This window comes from Neorhizobium descurainiae (assembly GCF_051400715.1).
In the GTDB taxonomy this organism is placed as follows: Bacteria; Pseudomonadota; Alphaproteobacteria; order Rhizobiales; family Rhizobiaceae; genus Neorhizobium.
In genome coordinates this window covers 90957-105887 of record NZ_JBLFFK010000020.1, presented here as the reverse complement: position 1 = coordinate 105887, position 14931 = coordinate 90957, and the positions used below count along the sequence as shown (strand labels likewise).

The 14931-nt window shown below is 62.4% G+C and carries 11 protein-coding genes; 4 read left to right on the top strand and 7 right to left on the bottom strand.

The window, feature by feature from the left end; genetic code table 11:
* Positions 1-43 precede the first annotated feature (43 nt).
* The 3 genes from ACMGE0_RS26425 to ACMGE0_RS26415 form a co-directional block, all read right to left on the bottom strand.
* On the bottom strand, positions 44-1288 hold the full coding sequence (locus ACMGE0_RS26425) for a hypothetical protein (RefSeq protein WP_436818863.1): 1245 nt from the start codon (positions 1286-1288) through the stop codon (positions 44-46).
* Positions 1289-1547: 259 nt separating this feature from the next.
* Entirely contained in the window at positions 1548-2483 is a 936-nt protein-coding gene (locus tag ACMGE0_RS26420) for a response regulator (protein WP_436818862.1), read from the bottom strand.
* A complete protein-coding gene (locus ACMGE0_RS26415) occupies positions 2476-5862 on the bottom strand; it encodes a hybrid sensor histidine kinase/response regulator (RefSeq protein ID WP_436818861.1) in 3387 nt (1128 codons plus the stop codon). Before ACMGE0_RS26415 ends, ACMGE0_RS26420 begins: the two co-directional genes overlap by 8 nt.
* Positions 5863-6212: 350 nt before the next feature.
* On the opposite strand from ACMGE0_RS26415, the gene olsC reads away from it, so the two are divergent.
* Positions 6213-7049, top strand: coding sequence for an ornithine lipid ester-linked acyl 2-hydroxylase OlsC (gene olsC / locus ACMGE0_RS26410; RefSeq protein WP_495885025.1), 837 nt, complete (start codon positions 6213-6215; stop codon positions 7047-7049).
* A gap of 18 nt (positions 7050-7067) precedes the next feature.
* On the opposite strand, the gene ACMGE0_RS26405 is transcribed toward olsC, so the two are convergent.
* The 4 genes from ACMGE0_RS26405 to ACMGE0_RS26390 form a co-directional block, all read right to left on the bottom strand.
* Positions 7068-7511 carry a DUF488 domain-containing protein gene (locus ACMGE0_RS26405; RefSeq protein WP_436818859.1) on the bottom strand — a complete coding sequence of 148 codons (444 nt, stop codon included), beginning with the start codon at positions 7509-7511 and terminating at the stop codon, positions 7068-7070.
* Positions 7512-7593: 82 nt separating this feature from the next.
* The gene (locus ACMGE0_RS26400) at positions 7594-9255 is read right to left on the bottom strand and encodes an alpha-amylase family protein (protein WP_436818858.1); all 1662 of its coding nucleotides are present in this window, start codon (positions 9253-9255) and stop codon (positions 7594-7596) included.
* Positions 9256-9373: 118 nt separating this feature from the next.
* The gene (locus tag ACMGE0_RS26395) at positions 9374-10030 is read right to left on the bottom strand and encodes a phytochelatin synthase family protein (protein ID WP_436818893.1); all 657 of its coding nucleotides are present in this window, start codon (positions 10028-10030) and stop codon (positions 9374-9376) included.
* Between the two features lie 89 nt (positions 10031-10119).
* Entirely contained in the window at positions 10120-10440 is a 321-nt protein-coding gene (locus ACMGE0_RS26390; RefSeq protein ID WP_436818857.1) for a putative quinol monooxygenase, read from the bottom strand.
* Positions 10441-10664: 224 nt separating this feature from the next.
* On the opposite strand from ACMGE0_RS26390, the gene urtA reads away from it, so the two are divergent.
* The 3 genes from urtA (at position 10665) to urtC (ending at position 14917) form a co-directional block, all read left to right on the top strand.
* A complete protein-coding gene (urtA, locus tag ACMGE0_RS26385) occupies positions 10665-11954 on the top strand; it encodes an urea ABC transporter substrate-binding protein (protein WP_436818856.1) in 1290 nt (429 codons plus the stop codon).
* 189 nt (positions 11955-12143) lie between these two features.
* Entirely contained in the window at positions 12144-13748 is a 1605-nt protein-coding gene (gene urtB / locus ACMGE0_RS26380; RefSeq protein WP_436818855.1) for an urea ABC transporter permease subunit UrtB, read from the top strand.
* On the top strand, positions 13745-14917 hold the full coding sequence (gene urtC, locus ACMGE0_RS26375) for an urea ABC transporter permease subunit UrtC (protein WP_436818854.1): 1173 nt from the start codon (positions 13745-13747) through the stop codon (positions 14915-14917). Before urtB ends, urtC begins: the two co-directional genes overlap by 4 nt.
* Positions 14918-14931: the final 14 nt, after the last annotated feature.

Genomic DNA, 14931 nt, shown 5'->3' with positions numbered 1-14931 from the left:
CTGAAGATCGGAACAGATCTTTGGAACGCACGGTTGCGTGGATTCAATAAGTTGGAGCGTTTCCGGGACCGGGCTGCCGGCGACCGGGAAGATATTGAGGCAGAAAATTCGCAAACCGTGCCGCCGGCAGGGGGCCGGCGGTCATGAGCGTGAAGTCGAAGTTTGATCTGCTGTCCGAGCCAAGCACATATTGCCGATGGACCCTTAATAGGTCGAACCTGATCCTCCTATACCGCTCCGGGGACACCATTTGCCTTACGCGTACGAAGGCGATCCGGGCCTGCGGCGCCTCCGGGTGCCCGGCCAGGCTGACGACACGGCTTTTATAGAAATTGATGCTGTCGGTCAGGCATTGGATCTCCAGCCAAAACACCTCAGGTGCGCGTGCGATCCTGCCGATGCAGGCCCGCAGGCCTGCGGCGGAGCGCAGCAGGGAGCATTGGAGAATGGCGCCGCCAAGCGTGACGAATGTCACCCGTTTTCCTTTGAAGATGTCCGGATCCTCGGCGAGCAGCATGCCGACCGTATGGGCTGCCATGGTCGAGCCCATGCTATGGGAACTGATGACATACTCGTCCGCTTCGTCCTTCAGTGCGCTCCCGATGTCGGCCATGCAGGTTTCGATCCATCGATTGACTTCGGGGCGATCGAGGCGTGCCATCGCGACGGCAAGCTCCCAGTCGGCAAACAGATGCAGCGTATGAAGCCTCCGGAAGACCGGTACGAAGACGAACCGGAAGACTGCCAGCGCAAGCGGCAGGCTCCACAGATAATTCCAGCTTTCGATCCGAAGCAGGGACGGCAGGCCGGCTGTAGCCAGGCTCGACAGGAGAGCAAGCATCAGCAGAAGAAACGGGGATACGAAAAACAGGCCGAACCGCCAGGCATGCCGAAAATATCCGGTAAGGCCGCCTTCCAGAACAACGCGGCACGCACTCGCGTAGCCGGAAAGGACGCGGCTCAGAACCGGCTTGCCGGTAAGGGCCGTCACCAGCGAAGAATGGTCGAAACAGTAGATGCGGCTTTCCGTAAGGTGACCGGCGTTCCGAGAGGAAACGTCAAAATAGGCCGCCGATCCCGCCTGATGAAGCTGACCGACATTGACCGCCAGGTCCCAGGTCTTCGCGCTCTCGGCTGCGGATCGCTGGTATCTGGCGTGATGCAAACCGGCATCGAGCGGTTCGAAACCTGGAAAGTGCAATACCACTCTCTTCCTTACGATATCGGTCGAGCGGTCTTGTCCAGCACGCACGGGACGTGTGTCTGGCAGAAGCGCAATGAAATTCATGATACTCTATACTTTCGTGCCGTTTTGGCTTCGCGTTCAAGGAATTAAGGGATATCGGCCGCCCATGAAATCCGGCCGCGAAGTTCTGGCACACCTCGAATTAACGTCACCCTAACCATGCAATGGGGCAAATATCCGTCCCGAACGGTTCCGCTGCATCGTTTCGTCGGGTAGGCCGACCCGTGTCGTTTGCGGGCCTTCGCGAAGGCTCGGGCCGTTCGTCGCTGCAATCGATTCAGCGGACCGGTTGGTTGCCTCGCTACGCGGACCGCTCCTCGCCATGCAGAACATGGGCGGCCTTGACGGCGGCGGAGGCGCGGTTCTCGACGCCGAGCTTCACATAGATTTGTTCGAGATGCTTGTTCACCGTGCGGGCGGAAAGTCCAAGGATATCGGCGATATCGCGGTTCGACTTGCCCTTGGCGATCCACAGCAGCACTTCCGATTCGCGCTGGGTGAGCGGAAAATGCTGGCGCAGCACCTCGTCGTCGGGGCGCCTGTTGGCGGCAGTCAGGCGGAAGAGATGTTCGTCGGCGCCGATCGCCCCGAGGAAGGTGAATTGCAGGCTCGCCTGGCCGTTCTGGTTCAGCGAGAAGGCGGCGTCGCGGGCAAAGCCCGGCCTGTTGCGTTCCGCCATCCAGGCGGCGATGCGGCGGGAGACGATGTCGAGCCCGTCGTCCCTGCCGGTCGCGGCATTGATGAGCCTGGTCGCCTGCGGCGTCGACCAGTGGATCGTTCCATTGGCTTTGACGGCCAGCAGATGCCGGCCGGCGGCGTCGAGCGCGACACGGGCGCTCTGGGCGGAGCGGGCGTTGGAGAGATGCACGCGGATGCGGGCGCGCAGCTCGTCGATATTGATCGGCTTCGTCAGATAATCGACGCCGCCGGAATCGAGGGCGTGGACGATGTGTTCGGTCTCGGTAAGCCCGGTCATGAAGATCACCGGCACCTGCGTCACCGCGGCATTGGTCTTGAGCTTCCGGCAGGTCTCGAACCCGTCCATGCCGGGCATGACCGCATCGAGCAGGATGAGATCGGGCGTGATGCGCTCGACGATGTTGAGTGCGGCCTGGCCGGAGGTGGCGATAAGCACGGAGAAGCCGGATTTCTCCAGCGCCTCGGTCAGGAACCCGAGCGTCTCGGGGCTGTCGTCCACCAAAAGGACGATGTCGCGCGGCAGGGCGATCTCAGCCATCACTCGTCCTCTCTTCTTCCATGCGGGTGAGGAATTTCATATAGCCGGCGAGATCAAAAGCCTGCACGTAGGCGCCGAGTTCCTCGGCGAAGGGCCGAAGCTCTTCCTGCCTGGCGAGATCGGCAAGCTTCGCCTCGATGCCGCGCACGTAGCCGATTTCGCCGAGCCGCAAAAGGTCCTGCACATGGTTCATCCCCGGACTTTTGATCGGCCTTTTCGGACCGACGGGAAGGGGAAGCGCCGTCTCGTTCTCGTAGATCCAGACGAGGCCGAGATGGGCGGCGAGCTTGTCGGCGAGGCGGCGGATGTCGACGGGCTTGGAGATCGTGTCGTTATGGCCCTCGTCGCCTGAATGGACCGCGCCGCCGTCGCCGATATTGGCCGACAGCATGACGATCGGCGCCGTCTGGCCGATCTCGCGAAGCCTGGCGACGAGCTGCCAGCCGCTCATGCCGGGCATGGAAATATCGACCAGGAAGAGGTCCGGCGCCACGCCCTCGATCAGCGTCAGGCAATCGGGGCCGCTGTTTGCGGTCAGCACGACGAAATCCATCGGCGCCAGCACTTCGCGCATCAGGTCGCGATGGTCCTCGTTGTCGTCCACCACGACGATCGTGCGGCGCGGGCCGGTATAGGAGACGATCTTCTTCTCCGCCGCCGGCGCGGTGTTCGGCCTCTCGACGGCCGAGAGCATCAGACGCACCTTGAAGATCGAGCCTTCGCCCCTGGTGCTGGCGACCGCAATCTCGCCGCCGAGCGTGTTGGTGAGAAGCTGGGTAATCGTGAGCCCGAGACCGAGGCCCGGCATCGGACGCACGCTGTCGGCCTCGCCGCGCTGGAAGGGTTCGTAGATGCGGGCGAGGTCCTTCTCGGCAATGCCGCGGCCGGTATCGGAGATGGTGAAGGTCGCGACCTGGCTGCGATAGGCGACTTCGAAGCGCACCTTGCCCTCGTCGGTGAACTTGATCGCATTGGAGAGGATGTTGACGAGGATCTGGCGCAGGCGCTTCTCGTCGGTTCGGACATATTGGGGCAGGGCGCGGGCGCGCTCGTGCTCGAATTCCAGGCCCTTCGCCTGTGCCTGCAGGGAGAACATCTCGACGATCTGGTCGAGGAAATCCTGGATGTTGATCTCGTTGGAATAGACCTGCAGGCGGCCCGCCTCGATCTTGGAAATGTCGAGCAGCCCGTCGATCAGGCCGGAAAGATGGTCGGCGGAACGCTTGATGACCTTGATCGCCGACTGGCGCGGCGCGGGGATCGTCTCGTCGCGTTCGAGGATCTGCGCGTAGCCGAGCACGGCGTTCAGCGGCGTGCGCAGTTCGTGGCTGAGGCCGACGACATAGCGGCTCTTGGCGCGGTTCGCGGCTTCGGCCGTCTCCTTCGCCTCCTGCAGGGCCGCATCGGTCTTCTTGTGGGCGGCGATTTCCTTGAGGAGCAGCGTGTTCTGACGGGAGGATTCCTCCTCCGCCACGACCCGGCTGTCATGGGCGAGCACGTAGAACCAGGAGACGATGCCGGCGATGATGGCGAAGACGAAGAAGACGATGAGCACAGTGCCGTAGATCACCTCGGCATTGGCGGGCGTGGCCTGCCCGACCTGATAGGCGATCATGGCGAGGATCGTGCCGATCACCGAGATCGACAGGACGGCTGTGATCGCATAACGGCCGAGGCGTGTGGTGAGCCGCGTGATCACGCTCTCCGGCAGGAAGGAGCGGGCGACGGTGCCGACCTGGGCGTTCAGCCGCGCATGCGGCTTGCACATGTCGTGGCAGCGGCTGTCGAGCGAGCAGCAGAGCGAGCAGATCGGCGCGGCATAGGCCGGGCACCACGCCATGTCTTCGTGTTCGAAGGGATGTTCGCAGATGGAGCAGGTGATCGAGCCGAGGCTCTTCCAGCTCTGACGCGGCTTGCGGGCAAGATAGAACTTGCCGCGCGTGGCGAGCGCGATGGCCGGCGAGATCAGGAAGGCGATCAGCGTCACGTAAGTGGCGAGCGAGGCCATCAGGTCCCCGAACAGGCCGAAATGGGCGGCGAGCGCCACGCCGGCCGAACCCAGCATCGAGCCGAGACCGACCGGGTTGACGTCGTAAAGGTGGGCGCGCTTGAACTCGATGCCCTCGGGCGACAGTCCGAGCTTCTTGTTGATGAAGAGGTCGGCTGAAATCGTGCAGAGCCAGGCCATGGCGATGATCGAGAAGATGCCGAGCGTCGCCTCCAGCAGCCGGTAGATGCCGAGCTCCATCAGGAGCAGCGCGATCACCACGTTGAAGACCAGCCAGACGACGCGGCCCGGATGGCTATGGGTCAATCGCGAGAAGAAATTCGACCAGGCGAGCGACCCCGCATAGGCGTTCATCACGTTGATCTTGAGCTGCGAAACCACCACGAAAGCGGCCATCAGGAGCAGTGCGGCGGTCTCGTTCGGGATCATGTAGCCGAAGGCGGCGAGATACATATGCGCCGGGTCGGCCGCCTCCCGCACCGGCACGCCGGTCGAGAGCGTCAGGACCGCGAGGAACGAACCGGCGAGCAGTTTCGGGACGCCCACCACGACCCAGCCGGAGCCGGCGAGGAAGACCGCCAGGCGGTGGCGCCACTTGCGCAAACCTTCGGGCGGCAGGAAGCGCAGGAAATCCACCTGCTCGCCGATCTGCGGCATCAGCGCCAGGATGACGGCCGAGGCCGCGCCGAACTCGACGAGATCGAAGGGAGCCGCGCCGCCCACTTCCGCATTCGAATGGTTGACGCCGGCAAAGGCGCGCCAGAGATCGAATTTCTCCCAGTCCAGAAAGGCGATGAAGACGAAGGGCAGGATGTTCAGCACGATCCAGAAGGGCTGGGTGAGGAGCTGGAAGCGCGAGATGAGCTGCACGCCGTAGATGACGAGCGGGATCACCACTGCGGCGCTGATAATGTAGCCGATCCAGGGCGGGATGCCGAAGGCAAGCTCCAGCGCGCCGGTCATGATCGAGGCTTCGATCGCAAACAGCATGAAAGTGAAGCTCGCATAGATCAGCGAGGTGATCGTCGAACCGATATAGCCGAAGCTCGCGCCGCGGGTCAGGAGATCGATGTCGACGCCGTGGCGGATCGCATAACGGCTGATCGGCAGGCCGATGACCAGCATGGCGACGGCAGCGGCGCAGATCGCGAAAAAGGCATTGGTCGTGCCGTAGGAGAGGGTGATCGTGCCGCCGATCGCCTCCAGCGCCAGGAAGGAGATCGCGCCGATCGCCGTCTGGGAAATGCGGCTCGAGGAAAAACGCCGGGCGCTCTTGGCCGTGAAGCGCAGCGCATAGTCCTCCAGCGTCTGGTTGGCGACCCAACGATTGTATTCACGCCGGACAGGAATGATGCGTTGCCGCGCTGCCATGCCTAATTTCTAGCACCTTGCAAGGAAAGACTGTCGATTAGGCACTTTCAACTGCGGCGCGCGGTTTTGCAAGCGCGTGATGATGCGGTGCGAAAAATCCTTATCGCATCTTTCGGTAAGTTGGACCGCCCGCGGCGGGACGAGGACGATCGACGTCCATGTCCGACGTCTTGCCCGACTTCTGCTCCCGGAGTGCCTGTCACATAATTGTCATGCCGGAATTGAAGCAATATGGTCACGGCGTTCCACAATGCTGTTCCAGAGACTTGCAAGTCGCCTGCGACCTCCCATGTCAAGGGACGCAAATCAGGAGCAAACCTTCCTGTCTAAATCAACTTTCATTCTTAGGCGTGACTACCGTGAAACCGTCATCTCCCAGCGTCCCTGAACCCGAACAGAACTTCGGTACCACCGGCATTGCCCCGATGGATCGCCCGAGCGCAGTCACCCGCTTTTTCATGGGCATCGTCGCCTGGGCGGAGCGGCTGAATTTCAAATATGCCAAGCTCGGCAACCCGCCGGTCTACGACATCGCAACCTTCCCCTGGGCGACGGAGGTCGAGAAGGCAGCGCCCGCCATCCGCGCCGAGCTCGACCGCATTCTCCTTCGCAAGGACGAGCTGCCGACCTTCCAGGACATCTCCACCGACGTGAAGACGATCTCGACCGACAAGGGCTGGAAGACGTTCTTCCTGCTCGGCTTCGGGGTGAGGTCGGAGCAGAACATCCAGGCATGCCCCGAGACCTGGAAGGCGATGCAGAAGATCCCCGGCCTCACGACCGTGATGTTCTCGATCTTCGAGCCGGGAAAACACCTGCCGGCTCATCGCGGCCCCTATAACGGCGTGCTGCGCCTGCATCTCGGCCTCATCGTGCCGGAGCCGCGCGACAGGCTGGCGATCCGGGTCAAGGACCAGATCTGCCATTGGGAAGAGGGCAAGGTGCTGATCTTCGACGACGCCTACGAGCACGAGGCCTGGAACCATACCGACAAGACCCGCGTGGTGCTGTTCGTCGATTTCGTCAAGCCGCTGAAATTCCCGGCCCGGCTGGTGAACTGGATGCTGATGAACCTGGCGATCTTCACGCCCTTCATCAAGGAGGGCCTGGACAACCACAAGGAATGGGAGAAGAAGTTCTACGCCCAGGCCGAAGCCTGGCGCAATCGTCCCGGCGCGAGCGGCTGATCCGTTCGCGCGGCGGGCTCAGAGATGGCGGACGCTGAGCCTGCCGCCCCATTTGCCGTTCAGGTAGTCGCAGACGAGCCGGCGATGGCAGCGGTGCGGCTTGTCTTCCGAGCAGAGCAGGCAGGAGCCGTCGAAGGCCTCGGGCTTCAAGTGCTTTTCAATCCGGCGTTCCGCCATCAACCCCATGAAATCGTTCTGGAAGACGTTCCAGTCGCCCTTCTCCTTCTTGAAGGCGGTCATGATCTCCTCGGTCGGCGCAAGCAGCGGCTCGTGCACATAGCCGGCGCCGCAGATTGTCTTCAGGAAGAAGGCGAGGTCGTCGGACTTGGCGAAGCCGGCAAGCTGCGAGGTGCTGTGCAGCCGCACGTCCATTATGCGCTTCACGCCCGCCGCCTTGATGCGGCCGAAGAAATCCTCGGCCGTCGTCTTGGTGAAGCCGATCGTCGTGACATCCATCTGCATCTGCCGATCCCCTCCGTGTCCGCCCATCTTTGCGGAAAGGCGGACATTCCGCCAGTCCAATCTCGGCCTTGCCCGAGACCCCTCAAATCTCGCGCCGTCTCAAGAGATAATCCAGCCCTCCGACGCGGAACCATTGGTAGCCGTAGGCATCCAGAAGCAGCCGATGCCGGCCGCTCGCGTCAGCCTCGCTGCTGGCGCCGTCGGCGATGTCGATCAAGAGATTGCCGTGTTCTCCGACACCGGCCACGAAACTTGTTTCCACCGGCCGCGAATGCAGATTGTGGACCACCAGCACCGAATTGTTGCGCCAGTCATAGCGCAGCGCCAGCACGCCGTCGTCACCGGTATTGAGGGACACGCAATCGCCCCAGCCGATCTCGGGCACTTCCTTGCGCATCCGGATCAGGCGCTCCATCCAGTTCAGCAAGGAATCCGGATCGCGCCGCTGCTGGGCGACGTTCAGATGTTCGAAGCCGAAGGGGCCGCCGCTGATGACCGGCAGGACAGGCCTCTTGCTCCCGGTGAAGCCGCCATGCGGTTCCGCCGACCATTGCATCGGCGTGCGGGCGCAGTTGCGTTCCGGAAGCGAGAGGTCGTCGCCCATGCCGATTTCGTCGCCATAGCGGAGCACCGGGGTGCCGGGAAGCGAGAACATCAGGCTGTAGGCGAGCTCCAGCCGGCGCCGGTCGCCCTCCAGCATCGGCGCCAGCCGCCGCCGGATGCCGCGGTCGTAAAGCTGCATGTCCTTGTCCGGCCCGAATTCCTCGAAAACCTTCCGGCGCTGTTTCTCCCCCAGCCGGCCGAGATCGAGCTCGTCGTGATTGCGCAGGAAAATCCCCCATTGGGCGGTGGGCGGCCGTTCTCGCGTCGCCTCCAACGCTTTGACGAGCGGGCGCGCGTCCGAGCTTGCGAGCGCATAGAACAGCGCCTGGTTGACGTGGAAATTGAACATCATCTGCAGACGGTCGCCGTCCTCGCCGAAATATTTGAGGTTCTCCTTCGGCACCACGTTGGCTTCCGCGAGGATGATCGAATCTCCGAGCCGCCATTGCAGGAATTCCCGGAAGAAGCGGAGCATGTCGTATTGCTCACGCGGCTTCTTCACATCCGGCCCCTTCTCGGCAATCACGAAGGGCACCGCGTCCATGCGAAAGCCGGAGACGCCGAGCTGAATCCAGAAGCCCATGATCTTGAGAATTTCCGCCTGCACATGCGGGTTCGCCGTGTTGAGATCCGGCTGGAATTCGTAGAAGCGGTGGAAGTAATACTGCCCGGCCTTCTCGTCATAGGTCCAGGTGGTTTCCTGTATGCCCGGGAAGACCATGCCTTCATCGGCATTGGCAGGCTTATTGTCCGACCAGATATACCAGTCGCGATAGTGAGAATTCGGGTCACTGCGGGCTTCCTGGAACCAAGGATGCTTGTCGGACGTGTGGTTGACGACAAGGTCGATCAGCACACGTATGCCGCGCTGTTTGGCGCTGTGAGTGAATTCCACGAAGTCGCCGAGCGTGCCATAGCGTGGATCGACATTGTAATAGTCCGAGACGTCGTAACCGTCGTCACGTTGCGGCGAGGCCTGAAACGGCATAAGCCAGATGGCGTTGACGCCGAGACCGGCAAGATAGTCGAGCCGGCGCTGCAATCCCTGAAAGTCGCCGACCCCATCGCCGTTGGCGTCCATGAAGGTCTCGACGGACAGGCAATAGATGACGGCGTTCTTGTACCAGAGATCGTTGATCACGGTGCGGGCTCCTCCGGCAGTTTGCAGGTCCGGGGAGGCAATAGCTCAGCGGCAAAAATGTTCCGGAACGAGGTCGCAAATGCGGCCGAGGGACTCATCCGTCCGGGCTTCGGCGCCGCTATTCGATCAGAAGCAGGCCCCGCTTCTTGTCCCCGTCGAGGGTATCCATCGCTGAAAACAGTCGTTCCCGCTCGACCAGCCAAGGTTTGTAGTTCTCGTTTACATCGAGAACGAACACCATGTCCTCCTCTTCCAGATACCCTCCGATGGGGGAATGGTGGCCGCTGCCGGCGCCGAAGATTTCCTCGCGTGTGAAGTTGATGATGTAGCGGCGCCCTGGATCGTTGGCGCGCTTCATGTGCTCCTGGAATTCCTCGGCGGTCAAATCCCGGAGAACCGAGACCTTGCGTTCGGTTTTCGCTTGTGCGAGTTCGGCAAGTTCGTCCAGCGTCAGCCCGATTATACAAAATCCCGTCCAGCACATTCCCGTCCCGTCCAGAACCTCGGATTCGGTCGTCTCTTCTTCGCCGACAGAGCGAAATGTATTGGCTATACTCGCCGGGCCACACCGGGAGCCATTCGATTGCCACGTGACGTCCCTGGCGAAAGTCGCGGCGACAGGCAGCGCCCAGGCCCTTTCCACCAGGTCGGGAGTGCGGACGACGGAGGATTGGATCGCTTCCGGCGGGACCTTGGTCTGGCCGACGATGACAAGTGCAGCGGCAGCCAGCAGGCCAGCGGCAGCGATCATGCCGAAAAATCGAGCGCGCTTCATCTTCAGGCCCTCGAATGACGAATGATCCAGAGGATGCCCCAAAGGGGCCGCGCCTTCAATCCGGCGGGCGATCAGCGGCAACTTTCCCGTCAGAGGGCGAATTGTTCGGATCGGTCGCTACGGACCGGATGCCAGATCGAGATATCGCGCGGGCTTGCAAGCAACTCCGGCAGCGCGGCATGCCATGCCTCCCGGTAGGGGCGCTTCACCTGCACCTCCAGCACGTCCTCGTGATCCTCCCAGGTTTCGTAGAGCATCATGCGGTTCTCGTTCTCGGGATCGGCATGCAGCACCGCCTCGTGGAACATCGGTTCATGGCGCATGGCGTCCAGCAGGCCTGTCAGCAGCGTCATGAAACGCTCACGCTGGTCGGGACGGATGTCGAACCGGATGACATAAGTGACGGCCATGGTTTTCTCCTCTCGGTTGTTTCCACCGGTATAACCTTGCCGGAGCGCCGGGTCGATTACCCCGGAGGTAAATGAGCCCGCAGCGCCGTGCCGGTCTTCCTGCCCCTTTCGCCCCCTGCGGTACGTCATTTTACGTATACGGTTTTGCGATGCAGCAACCGATAGTCGGTCAAGCAACGGTCAAGGTCTTCGTTGCGGACGAACGAGAAGAGGGGTTCGAACCAATGACATTCAAGGCAAAGCTTGGCGGGGCGCTCATCGCCGCCATATTGTCGACGACGGCGTTTCACGGCGCCTTCGCTCAGGAGGACACGATCAAGATCGGCGTTCTCCACTCGCTTTCGGGCACCATGGCGATTTCCGAGACGACGCTCAAGGATGTCATGCTGATGCTCGTCGAGGAGCAGAACAAGAAGGGCGGCGTGCTCGGCAAGAAGCTCGAAGCGGTCGTCGTCGATCCGGCTTCCGACTGGCCGCTGTTCGCCGAAAAGGCCCGCCAGCTCATCAGCCAGGACAAGGTTGCCGCCGTCTTCGGCTGCTGGACGTCGTCCTCCCGCAAGTCCGTCCTGCCGGTCTTCGAAGAGCTGAACTCGATCCTCTTCTACCCGGTCCAGTACGAGGGTGAGGAATCCTCGCGCAACATCTTCTACACGGGCGCCGCGCCGAACCAGCAGGCGATCCCCGCCGTCGATTACCTGATGAATACCGAAGGCGTCGAGCGCTGGGTTCTCGCCGGCACCGACTACGTCTATCCGCAGACGACCAACAAGATCCTGAAGGCCTATCTGGAATCGAAGGGCGTCAAGCCGGAAGACATCATGATCAACTACACGCCGTTCGGTCATTCCGACTGGCAGACGATCGTCTCCGACATCAAGAAGTTCGGCTCGGCCGGCAAGAAGACCGCCGTCGTCTCCACCATCAACGGCGATGCCAACGTTCCCTTCTACAAGGAACTCGCCAACCAGGGCATCAAGGCGGAAGACATTCCGGTCGTCGCCTTCTCGGTCGGCGAAGAAGAGCTCGCCGGCCTCGACACCGGTCCGCTTGTCGGGCATCTCGCCGCCTGGAACTACTTCCAGTCGGTCGACGCGGAGGTCAATGCCGAGTTCATCAAGGAATGGCACGCGTTCACCAAGAACGACAAACGCGTCACCAACGACCCGATGGAGGCCGCCTATATCGGCTTCAACGCCTGGGTGAAGGCTGTCGAAGCGGCCGGCACCACGGACACGGACGCGGTGCTCGATTCGATCATCGGTGTTTCCGTTCCGAACCTTTCGGGCGGCACCTCCACCGTCATGCCGAACCATCACATCACCAAGCCGGTGCTGATCGGTGAAATCCAGGCCGACGGCCAGTTCGAGATCGTCCAGCAGACGCCGGCCGTCGTCGGCGACGAATGGTCCGATTACCTGCCGGATAGCAAGGACCTGATCTCCGATTGGCGCAAGCCGATGTCCTGCGGCAACTTCAACGTCGCCACCGGGAAGTGCGGCGGCAAGGGCAGCTGATCCGGCTGGTGCGGAGCTCGATGCTTGCTCCACCTTCTCCCCGCCGGGGAGAAGGTGGTCCGAAGGACCGGATGAGGGGAGGCGAAGCCTTATGTGCACCCCCTCATCGCCTCGCATCAGCTCGGCACTTCTCCCCGCAGGGGAGAAGAGGAGTAAGGCGAACCGCTCGCCTTCCAAGAGGACATTGACATGTTCATTCGTCTTGTTTGTTTGATTTTTCTTGTTTTTTCCCTCGCCGCGCCCTCCCTGGCGCAGAGCGATCCCAAGACCTTGATCGACGGGCTCGCCAAAGCCGATTTCAACGAGGCGGAGAAGCTCATCGGCCGGATCGCCGCGACCGGCGATCCGCGCGTCGTTCCCGCCCTCCAGGCATTCGTCGACGGCGATCTCCATTTCCGCAAATCCGACGGCTTGGTCTTCATCGCCAAGACCGCCGGTTCCAATTTCGAACTGATCGACCCGCTGACAGGGGCTTCCGCCGGTGAGGCGCCGAAGGGTGCGGTCACCAAAATCCGGGTGAACAACAATCTTCGCCGCGTCATCCGCTCCGCCATGGGCGGTCTGACGCTCCTGAGCCCCGACCGTGCCGTCCGGCTGCAGGCCGCCGATGCCGTGCTGCGCTCGCCGAGCCCGGAAAACCTCGAGCTCGTCGAGGCGGCGCTTGCCAAGGAGACCGACGCGCACGTCAGGGCCCGCATGGAAGAGGCACGTGCCGTCTCGCTGCTCTCCTCGGACCGTTCGGTCGATGAGAAGCGCGCGGCCATCGAAACCATCGGCAATCTCGGCGGCCGCGACGCGATCGGCATCCTGCGCTCCGTCTCCGGTTCGATCGACGAAAGCCTCAAGCCCGATCTCGACCGCGCCATCTCTTCGATCGAAAGCGAACTCCAGCTCTGGGACATGGTCCAGAACGTCTGGTATGGCCTGTCGCTCGGCTCCGTGCTGCTGCTCGCGGCGATCGGGCTCGCCATCACATTCGGCGTCATGGGCATCATCAACATGGCGCATGGCGAGATGGTCATGCTCGGCGCCTATTCCACGTTCGTCGTGCAGGAGGCGATCCGTTCCAATGCGCCGGGCCTGTTCGACTGGTCGCTGGCGATCGCGCTGCCCGTCGCATTCCTCGTCACCGGCGCGGTCGGCTTCGTCATCGAGCGCGGCGTCATCCGCTTTCTCTACGGCAGGCCGCTCGAAACCCTGCTCGCCACCTGGGGCGTCTCGCTCATCCTGCAGCAGGCGATCCGCTCGATCTTCGGTCCCACCAACCAGGAAGTCGGCAACCCGTCCTGGATGTCCGGTTCGTTCGCGCTCGGCGGCCTGACGATCACCTGGAACCGCATGTGGATCGTGCTGTTCTCGCTGTCGATCTTCGTGGCGCTTCTCGTCGTGATGAAGAAGTCGGCCTACGGGCTCAACATGCGCGCCGTCACCCAGAACCGCCGAATGGCCTCTTCCATGGGCATCAAGACGCCGTGGGTGGATGCTCTTACCTTCGCGCTCGGCTCTGGGATCGCGGGCATTGCCGGCGTGGCGCTTTCGCAAATCGACAACGTCTCGCCGAACCTCGGCCAGAGCTATATCATCGACAGCTTCATGGTCGTGGTCTTCGGCGGCGTGGGCAACCTCTGGGGCACGCTGGTCGGCGCGCTTTCGCTCGGGGTGCTCAACAAGTTCCTCGAACCCTCCGTCGGCGCCGTGCTCGGCAAGATCCTCGTGCTGGTGCTGATCATCCTCTTCATCCAGAAACGTCCGCGCGGCCTTTTCGCGCTCAAGGGAAGGGCGGTGGAAGCATGATCACGGGCTTCATCCTCCGCGCGCTCGAAGGCAAGATCGTCGTCGCCGTCGCGATCCTCATCGGAGTGGCGATCCTCGTGCCGGCGCTCAACCTGCTGACCCCGCCGGACAGCGCGTTGCATATCCCGACCTATCTCATGGCGCTGATGGGCAAGTATCTCTGCTACGCCCTGCTGGCGCTGGCGCTCGATCTCGTCTGGGGCTATTGCGGCATCCTTTCGCTCGGCCACGGCGCCTTCTTCGCGCTCGGCGGTTATGCAATGGGCATGTATCTGATGCGCCAGATCGGTTCGCGCGGCGTCTACGGCAACCCGGTCCTGGCGGACTTCATGGTCTTCCTGAACTGGAAGGAACTGCCGTGGTTCTGGTACGGTTTCGACTGGTTCGGCTTCGCCATGCTGATGGTGCTCTTCGTGCCGGGCCTGCTCGCTTTCGTGTTCGGCTGGTTCGCCTTCCGCTCGCGTGTCAACGGGGTCTATCTGTCGATCATCACCCAGGCGATGACCTATGCGCTGATGCTCGCCTTCTTCCGCAACGACATGGGCTTCGGCGGCAATAACGGCCTTACCGACTTCAAGGACATCCTAGGATTTTCCGTCCAGGCGGACGGCACGCGCGCGGTGCTCTTCGCCATGTCGGCGATCATGCTGGCGCTCTGCCTCTTGGTCGCGTCGGCCATCACCCGCTCGAAATTCGGCAAGGTGCTGGTGGGCGTGCGCGATGCGGAAAGCCGGGTGCGCTTCCTCGGCTTCCGTGTGGAGAACATAAAGCTCTTCACCTTCGTCGTCTCGGCGATGATGGCGGGCATTGCCGGCGCGCTCTTCGTGCCGCAGGTCGGCATCATCAATCCGGGCGAGTTCGCACCGGCGAACTCCATCGAAGTGGTGGTGTGGACCGCGGTCGGCGGCCGCGGCACGCTGATCGGCCCGATCATCGGCGCGATCCTCGTCAATGCGGGCAAGAGCTTCTTCACCGGCGCCTTTCCGGAATTCTGGCTCTATGCGCTGGGCGGCCTTTTCATCGCCGTCACGCTCTTCCTGCCGAAGGGCATCGTCGGCACGATCCAGCACGGCTTCAAGGCGCGGAAAGCGCTGAAGGCCGCAGCGGTTGCGGAAAAGGGCAGGGGGAACGAACAGACCGTGGTGCGGGCCGCACAGGCGGCGGAATAGGGGCGGGGGACACA

What these genes read in the sequence shown, in the direction of transcription:
- urtC (WP_436818854.1), top strand. Translation starts at nt 13,745, where the DNA reads ATGATCACGGGCTTCATCCTCCGCGCGCTCGAAGGCAAGATCGTCGTC.
- urtA (WP_436818856.1), top strand. Translation starts at nt 10,665, where the DNA reads ATGACATTCAAGGCAAAGCTTGGCGGGGCGCTCATCGCCGCCATATTG.
- ACMGE0_RS26405 (WP_436818859.1), bottom strand. Translation starts at nt 7,511, where the DNA reads ATGCAGATGGATGTCACGACGATCGGCTTCACCAAGACGACGGCCGAG.
- ACMGE0_RS26390 (WP_436818857.1), bottom strand. Translation starts at nt 10,440, where the DNA reads ATGGCCGTCACTTATGTCATCCGGTTCGACATCCGTCCCGACCAGCGT.
- ACMGE0_RS26420 (WP_436818862.1), bottom strand. Translation starts at nt 2,483, where the DNA reads ATGGCTGAGATCGCCCTGCCGCGCGACATCGTCCTTTTGGTGGACGAC.
- ACMGE0_RS26415 (WP_436818861.1), bottom strand. Translation starts at nt 5,862, where the DNA reads ATGGCAGCGCGGCAACGCATCATTCCTGTCCGGCGTGAATACAATCGT.
- ACMGE0_RS26425 (WP_436818863.1), bottom strand. Translation starts at nt 1,288, where the DNA reads ATGAATTTCATTGCGCTTCTGCCAGACACACGTCCCGTGCGTGCTGGA.
- ACMGE0_RS26395 (WP_436818893.1), bottom strand. Translation starts at nt 10,030, where the DNA reads ATGAAGCGCGCTCGATTTTTCGGCATGATCGCTGCCGCTGGCCTGCTG.
- urtB (WP_436818855.1), top strand. Translation starts at nt 12,144, where the DNA reads ATGTTCATTCGTCTTGTTTGTTTGATTTTTCTTGTTTTTTCCCTCGCC.